At 65.4% G+C, this 7406-nt stretch carries 7 protein-coding genes; 1 reads left to right on the top strand and 6 read right to left on the bottom strand.

Translation table 11 applies throughout. The features are described from left to right. Positions 1 to 38: 38 nt before the first annotated feature. Positions 39 to 1757, bottom strand: a complete 1719-nt coding sequence (gene ilvD, locus RMO81_RS05930) for a dihydroxy-acid dehydratase (RefSeq protein WP_310474856.1) — start codon at positions 1755 to 1757, stop codon at positions 39 to 41. Positions 1758 to 1878: 121 nt separating this feature from the next. Here ilvD and RMO81_RS05925 point away from each other — a divergent pair, with 121 nt between their 5' ends. Continuing rightward, complete coding sequence (locus tag RMO81_RS05925; protein WP_310474855.1) at positions 1879 to 2265, top strand: VOC family protein; 387 nt, start codon at positions 1879 to 1881, stop codon at positions 2263 to 2265. Positions 2266 to 2355: 90 nt separating this feature from the next. Here RMO81_RS05925 and RMO81_RS05920 read toward each other — a convergent pair whose 3' ends face one another. From RMO81_RS05920 to RMO81_RS05900, 5 genes are all read right to left on the bottom strand, one after another. Further along, positions 2356 to 3051: a PEPxxWA-CTERM sorting domain-containing protein gene (locus RMO81_RS05920; RefSeq protein ID WP_310474854.1), complete on the bottom strand. Its 696-nt coding sequence runs from the start codon at positions 3049 to 3051 to the stop codon at positions 2356 to 2358. Positions 3052 to 3226: 175 nt separating this feature from the next. After that, on the bottom strand, positions 3227 to 3943 hold the full coding sequence (locus RMO81_RS05915) for an N-formylglutamate amidohydrolase (RefSeq protein ID WP_310474853.1): 717 nt from the start codon (positions 3941 to 3943) through the stop codon (positions 3227 to 3229). A 118-nt stretch (positions 3944 to 4061) separates the two neighbouring features. Further along, positions 4062 to 4340, bottom strand: a complete 279-nt coding sequence (locus tag RMO81_RS05910) for a hypothetical protein (protein WP_310474852.1) — start codon at positions 4338 to 4340, stop codon at positions 4062 to 4064. 344 nt (positions 4341 to 4684) lie between these two features. Beyond that, entirely contained in the window at positions 4685 to 5503 is an 819-nt protein-coding gene (locus RMO81_RS05905; RefSeq protein ID WP_310474850.1) for a 4-(cytidine 5'-diphospho)-2-C-methyl-D-erythritol kinase, read from the bottom strand. Between the two features lie 42 nt (positions 5504 to 5545). Then, positions 5546 to 7195: a tetratricopeptide repeat protein gene (locus tag RMO81_RS05900; RefSeq protein WP_310474849.1), complete on the bottom strand. Its 1650-nt coding sequence runs from the start codon at positions 7193 to 7195 to the stop codon at positions 5546 to 5548. Between the last annotated feature and the right edge of the window lie 211 nt (positions 7196 to 7406).

Raw genomic sequence — 7406 nt, 5'->3', positions numbered from 1 at the left:
GTAGGCCAGCACCAGATCGAAACAGGCCGGCGTGTCCATCAAATATCGGCAAACATGTGCGTTTCCGCCTTCGCCCCCGGATGCGTCACCGCCCCCAGCCGCGCCGGGCCCACCGTCTGCGCGAATTTCCAGATCGCGCCTGATTGATAGTCCGTAGCGCGCGGCAGCCACTTTGTCCGCCGTTCTGCCAACGTGGCGTCGTCCACTTCCAGATCGATGGTGCCAGCCTCCGCATCGATGGCAATCATGTCACCATCCTCGATCAGCGCGATCGGGCCCCCTTCGGCTGCTTCCGGTCCGACGTGCCCGATACAGAACCCGCGTGTTGCGCCGGAGAAGCGGCCATCGGTGATCAGCGCCACCTGCTCGCCCATGCCCTGGCCATAAAGCGCTGCGGTGGTGGACAGCATCTCGCGCATGCCCGGGCCGCCCTTGGGCCCTTCATAACGGATGACGATCACGCAGCCCGGTTCGATCCCGCGCTGTTCCACCACGGCGAAACAGGCTTCCTCGCTGTCGAACACCCGCGCCGGCCCGCGGAATTGCAGCGTCTTCATGCCGGCCACCTTCACGATGGCGCCATCGGGGGCGAGGCTGCCCTTCAGCCCCACGACGCCGCCCGTTGGGGTGATCGGGCTGGAAACGGGATAGATCACCTGCTGATCCGGGTTCCAGCTTATCTCGTCGATATTCTCGGCCAACGTCTTGCCGGTCACCGTCAGGCAATCGCCGTGGATGAAGCCGGCATCGAACAAGGTTTTCAACACCATATACACGCCGCCTGCGTCATACATGTCTTTCGCCACATATTTGCCGCCGGGCTTGAGGTCGGCGATATACGGTGTCGTCTTGAAGATCTCGGCCATGTCGAACAGGTCGAATTTCACCCCGCATTCGTTGGCCATCGCCGGCAGGTGCAGCGCGCCGTTGGTCGAACCACCGGTGGCCGCCACGATGCGTGCTGCGTTTTCAAAGGCTTCGCGCGTGCAGATGTCACGCGGGCGAATGTTGCGCTCCAGCAGGGTCATGATCTGCTTGCCGGCGGCAATCGCGATGTCGGCCCGGCTTTGATACGGCGCCGGCGCCATGTTGCTGTTGGGCAGCGACAGGCCGATTGCCTCGCCCACGCAGGCCATGGTGTTGGCGGTATATTGTCCGCCGCAGGCGCCGTGGCCGGGGCATGCCACCTTTTCCAGCGCGGTCAGCCGCGCCAGCGGGCAGTTGCCAGCCGAATATCCGCCCACTGCCTCGAACACGTCGACCACAGTCACGTCCTTGTCTTCAAAACGGCCGGGCAGGATCGAGCCGCCATAAACAAAAATCGACGGCACGTTCAGCCGCAGCATCGCCATCATCATGCCCGGCAGGCTCTTGTCGCAGCCGGCAAAACCCAGCAGCGCGTCATAACAATGCCCGCGCATCGACAGTTCAACGCTGTCGGCAATGCAATCGCGCGACACGAGCGACGCCTTCATGCCCTGGTGCCCCATGGCAATCCCGTCCGTCACAGTGATCGTGTTGAACCGCCGCGGCATCCCGCCGGCTTCGTTCACGCCAATCCGCGCCGCATCCGCCTGCGCATCCAGCGTGGTATTGCACGGCGCGCTGTCATTCCCCGCCGAGGCAATGCCCACGAACGGCCGCCCGATCTCTTCCTCGGTCAACCCCATGGCGTAATAGTAGGATCGGTGCGGCGCCCGTTCCGGTCCAACTGAAACATGGCGGGATGGCAGCTTTGACTTGTCGAATCTTGTCATATCATGGCCTCATTCGATAACAAAATTGCTCTGCCTCAGGCTCGCCATGGGGTCAAGGCCGCTGTTGCGCGGGCCAGCGCATGGGCGCAATCTGGCACGTGAACACAGCTGGGAGAAGTTCATGGGCGTGCAAGGCATCGGCGGCATCTTCTTCCGGGCGCGCGATCCCGATAGCCTGAGCGCCTGGTACAAACAGCATCTGAATATCGGTGCCGGCTGCAATGCCGATGCGATGGGGCCGGTGGATGAATGGGCGTGGCTATCAAAGGGCGGCCCGGTGGTGTTTGCGCCCTTCAAGGCCGACACCGACTATTTCGCGGCCGACAAGGCGTTCATGATCAACCTGCGCGTGACGGAGATTGACGCGATGATCGCAAGCCTACGTGCGGCCGGGGTGGCGATAGAGACGCGCGCCGAATGGGATGCGCCGGAGGTTGGACGGTTTGCGCGCTTGCATGATCCAGAGGGGAATGCGGTGGAGTTGTGGGAAGTGCCCGCTGCTGCCTAGCACGCGCTTGCGGCACGCTCTCCCCGCTGAACCATGCCCGGGGCAGGCTCCCCTCGCGCAAAGGGGAGAGGAGCTGAAACGCGCGCCGCCTTATGCAGCAGCCATCTGTCGGGGCCGGCGGCGCAACACAGTGCCTGTGAGGCCGAAGCCGGCGAGCATCGTCAGCCAGGTGGCGGGTTCGGGGATGCCGGGAACGACGGCGCGGGTGGAAATTGCACCCACGGCATCGATATCGGCACCAACCGTGGCGCCGGACTGGCCACCGAGCTGGCCATTGTCGGTGAGACGGACAAAGCGCAACACGGACGAAGTGTTGAAGCCAAAGGCGTCGATATTAATGCCGCGCGTGCTGCCACCGACGGCGCCCACCGACGACCAGGCGATGCCGTCCGCACTCACATCGACGAATGTAGCTTCCACATCCGGGCCGACTTCAAAGATCCACAGATCAAATGCAGAGCTGTTGCTTCCGGTGAGAACATTGTCGGTAAAGCGGACCACCAAGCGCCCGCCATCGCCCAGCGATACGAAGCTGCAGGCGGCCTGCGAGGCGCAGCCGTTGACGCCAGCATAGTTGGGCACGCCAAGCGCATTAAAAGCGCCCTGATGGTTGGCCGACGGCGTGTTGCCGCCGCCGAATGCCGGATTGTAGGACACGACTTGATCCGCGAAGGAAATGGCGCCCTGCGGGAATTCAACGCCGCCGATGATCGTCGCCTGGGCGGGCGGAGCCAAGCCCGCAAGCAGCAACCCTGCGGCGAGCATTACTTGTTTCAAATCGGACATGGGAATGCTCCCGAGGCCTGAGACGATGCTATTCGCGACCTAGAGATTTACCCCTTGTTTACTATTTGTGCATATTGCTGAGATCAATGTCAATGCCGAAGCTGGAATTGCTGCCGTCGCGCGCTAGAACCGCCGAGCCTCGCGCCAGACCACCTCTCACCATGGGTGAGGTGAACTAGAAGGCTCTTCGCACCCCGGCGATGCAGTCCGCCAGGATATGCGTCCAACGTGCGACGCCTTCCCGCGTCAGCAGCCCGTCGTTGCGCACTTCGATGCCGAGATAGGGGATGCGCTGCGCTTCGGCGTGGCGATCCATCGTGTAATTGAGGTCGCGGCCCGAATAGGGCTGGTTGTCGCCCACATGCAGCCCGCGGCTGGCCAGCGCGACAAGGCCCAACCGCGCCGCACGATCGTCGTGGTTGTAGAGGATGCCAATCGGCCAGGGGCGCTGTTCGTCGGGACGGGTGGCAAGGCTGGGCGTGAAGCTGTGGACCGAGATGATCAGCGCCGGGCGCAGGCGCGCAATCTCGGCCGCGATGGCGGTATGGTACGGCAGGTGGATGGCGCGGATACGCAGTTCGCGTTCGTTGGCGGGCAGGTTCCAGTTGCCAGCGATCATGTGGCCATCGCTGCTGGCCGGCACACAGCCCAGATCGGCCGGATCACGGTTCAGATCCACCACCAGGCGTGAAACGGTGGCGATTATGGCGGGGGCGGAGAGCGCGCGGGACAGCCGGCGCGTGAGCGCATCGGTGCCGATATCGACCGCGACATGATCGTTCAGCAACGCCGACGGCACGCCCAGATCGATACCCGACGGCACCGCAGAGGACGCGTGATCGGCGATCAGCAGCAGATCGGCGGTTCCGGGCAGGATTTCGGGCAGGCTCATGCCCACCGGCATAGCCGGGGCGGGCCTGAGAAAAAAGGCCCGGTGGCGAACCACCGGGCCTTAGGGGCATCCTTGGGAGGATGGTATTCAAGGGTGCCCGGCGAACCGGGCGACCAGATTACTGACCGGCAGTGGCCGACAGGGCAGCCAGCTCGGTGCCGAGCAGCTTGGCAGCAGCAGCAAACTTCTTGCCGGCTTCGAACTTGGCATCGGCGGCGCACAGGGCTTCACCAGTGGAAACCAGCTTGATGGCCTTGGCAGCGTCTTCGCCGCCCTTGGCTTCGGCCAGGGTGCGGATCTGGGCCGGGGTGGCCTTGCAGCTGATCGGAGCGGCAGCAACCGGAGCAGCAACAACAGCAGCGGCGGTGATGGCGAGAGCGATGAAACGGTTCAACATGGGACTTCTCCTGGACGGCGATTGGCCGGGGTAAACATCGTGAATTCCGGCTGATTTGAGCCGCGCCGCCCCCGACCGAGGGGGGAGGGTTGAGCGAAGGCTGAGCGCTACTCAAATCAACTGAGGGCCTTCTAAGTGAGGCTCAGATGACGGTCAACAGCTATTTTGAGCGCCGGTCAGATTGTCGCATCGCAGCGTATATTTATCAATGGTTTGGATAAATAACATAGGCAGATTTGGGCAATAAGCTGGTCAAATTCCGGACACAATCGAGCCCGACTCAGAGCGTTTTTCGAGTCAGACTCCATTTGACTGAGTTCGACTCGGAACTGCCGACTCGCGAATCAGATGATGTGCGTCGGGCAAACCCACCAACTGTTGGCCGCCAGCGCCCCAGCGGCCCGGTCGCGCGCTGCCACATCGGGATACAAGGCCAGGCAGGTCGCCCCGGAACCGCTCATGCGCACAAGGCTCGCCTCCCCGCCCCGCGCTAGCACCGCCAGCACGTCGGCAATCACCGGTTGCAGCGAAACGGCCGCTGCGGTCATGTCGTTGCGCAGCGCGCTGAGCGGCAAGTCGGGCGCGATCGGGCCGCGATCCTGCTGGTCCCAGCCGGCAAACACCGGGCCGGTGGCCACCGCAACGCGCGGATTGACCAGCAGCAGCGGGGTGCCGGCGAAATCATGCGGCCAGGGCGACAGCGCCTCGCCCTTGCCCGTGCCAAACATCGTCTGGCTGTGCACGCACACCGGCACATCGGCACCCAATGGTTCAGCCAGCGCCGCAAGGCGTTCCAACGGCCAATCGAGCCCCCACAGCTGATTCAGCAGCCGCAGCGCCGCCGCCGCATCCGCCGAACCGCCGCCAAGACCGGCCGCAACCGGGATCTGCTTTTCCAGATGCAGGGCCGCGCCCAGCTTTATGCAGGCCGCCGCTGCCAGCGCGCGGCCGGCACGCAGCACCAGATTATCGTCGCCCACATCTGCCGCGGCCGCCGTGGGGCCAGACAGCGACAGGCTCAGCCCGTCTGCCGCCTCACCCCGCAACGTGTCACCAAAAGCCGTGAAGGCAAAGATGCTTTCCAGATCGTGGTAGCCGTCCGGCCGCCGTCGCCGCAGGTGCAGCGCCAGGTTGATCTTGGCCGGGGCGTGTTCAACAATCATCGCGCGGCGGCTGTGGCGCGGGCGGCCCTGGGGCGCAAGTTGCTATTTCAGGGCCAGCATCGCTGGCGCGGCATCCAGGCCATAATCCAGCCGCGCCTGCAGCTTGCGCTTGTCGTCGGGCGACGCATCCAGCCCCAGTGCCTGACGCCAACGGAAACGCGCTTCGATGCGGCGGCCCTGTTGCCACAGCGCATCGCCCAGGTGGCCAACAATGGTGGCATCCTGCGGTTCAAGGCTGATGGCGCGTTCCAGCGTGGCCACCGCCTTGTCCACCTCGCCGGTTTGCAACTGCGCCCAACCCAGCGAATCGATGATGCCGCCATCGCCGGGGCGCAACTGGGCGGCCTTTTCGATCATGGTGCGGGCTTCGGCAGCAGTGCTGCCGCGTTCAAGCAGGCCATAACCCAGATAGTTGAGCACGCCGGGTTCATCAGGAAACAGCGCCAGCGCGGCCCGGAAATCGGCCTGGGCGCTCGGCCAGTCGCCAGCCCGATCACGCATCATGCCGCGCAGATAGTGCAGGTTCCACGCCGAAGCCCCCATGGCCGCGCCAAAACGATCAATGGCCGTGCCATAGGCGCTGGCCGCTTCGGCAAAGCGGGCGGCGCGGCTGTGCCAACCGGCCAGCCCGGTCCAATCGTCGGCCGATGCCCCCGGCGCTTCGGCAGCGCGCTGCAGCAACTGCCCGGCTGCAGCCGACTGCCCAGCTGCTTCCAGCACTTCGGCGCGGCGCGCGCGCACGGCCTCTTCCAGCCCCAGCCCGGCCGGCACCTTGTCGAGCGCGGCCAACGCCGGCTGGGTGTGGCCGGCCTTGCCCAGCATGTCGCCCACGGTCAGCCAGGTGATCGGCAGCTCGGGCGCCATGAAACTGGCCAGCCGGGCAAACATCAGCGCCATTGGTTCCGAACGCTCGCGGGCCAGATCGACCGACAGCCGGGCCGCCGTCCACGCCAGCGCCTGCCGGGGTTCGGCCACCAGCGGCCCCAGGCGCTTTCCGGCCTGCAATCGTTCACGTGCCACCGCTGTCGGACGGTCAGCCGGGTAGAGCACGGCCAGGGCCTCATCGCGGCGGCCGGCCAATACCAGCGCATCGGCCTGCCCTTGGCGCAGGAACAACAACGCCGGGCCGCCGCCAGCGCGCGCCTGGCGATAGGCCGTGGCTGCCTCGTCCCAACGGCCCAGGCTGGCCAGAAGATGGGCCCGCTGTTCGGCGATATAGGCCCGCAAAAAACCCTGATGGCGCTGCGGATCGAGCAGGTTGAGCGCCGCCCCAGCATCGCCGCGAGCCTGCGCCACCCAGGCATCAACCACCGGCCCGATCACGATCGGCCACCCCTGCCCGCCCAGTTTCTGGCGCAGGCTTGCCGCCAGCGCCCAATCCTTGCGGATCATGGCTTCGGCGATGCGGGTCATCGTCACATCAGGGTCGGTGGCGCCGGCGGCGGCCAGGCTGCGCGCCAGCAGGAAGGTCCGGGCCTGATCGCCATTGGCCAGTGCCAGTTCCCAGCTGCGGCGCTTGACGTTGGCCGCCAACGGATCAGCCGCGCGGGCCTCCTCCATCAGCCGTGCGGCCAGCCCCACCTGATTATCAAGCTCGGCATAACGGCCGATGACATAGGCGTGCAGCGCGGAATCACTCAGCGATGCCACTGGCTTGGCGGCGTGGGCCGTCGTGGCGGAGAGCGCCAGCACGGCGGCGAAGGTGAGGATTGCACGCAGGTGAGGCGAAGATGGCGCGGGCGGTGGGGAATGTCGAGGGGGGGAGTTGGGGGGGGGGCGACGCTGGTGGGCGCGGCCGGCGGCAGAGCCCCCGAGTCCGCTTGGGTTGGTGCAGAAATAAAGCAAGGAAGATCGTGGCGGAGCCACCCCGTCGGACGATTAAAAAAGGGCGGGGATGACCCCC

It is taken from the genome of Sandarakinorhabdus sp. (assembly GCF_031422795.1).
In the GTDB taxonomy this organism is placed as follows: domain Bacteria; phylum Pseudomonadota; class Alphaproteobacteria; order Sphingomonadales; family Sphingomonadaceae; genus Sandarakinorhabdus.
Note: the sequence above shows the minus strand (reverse complement) of the source record. Positions and strands in the feature narration are given on the sequence as shown.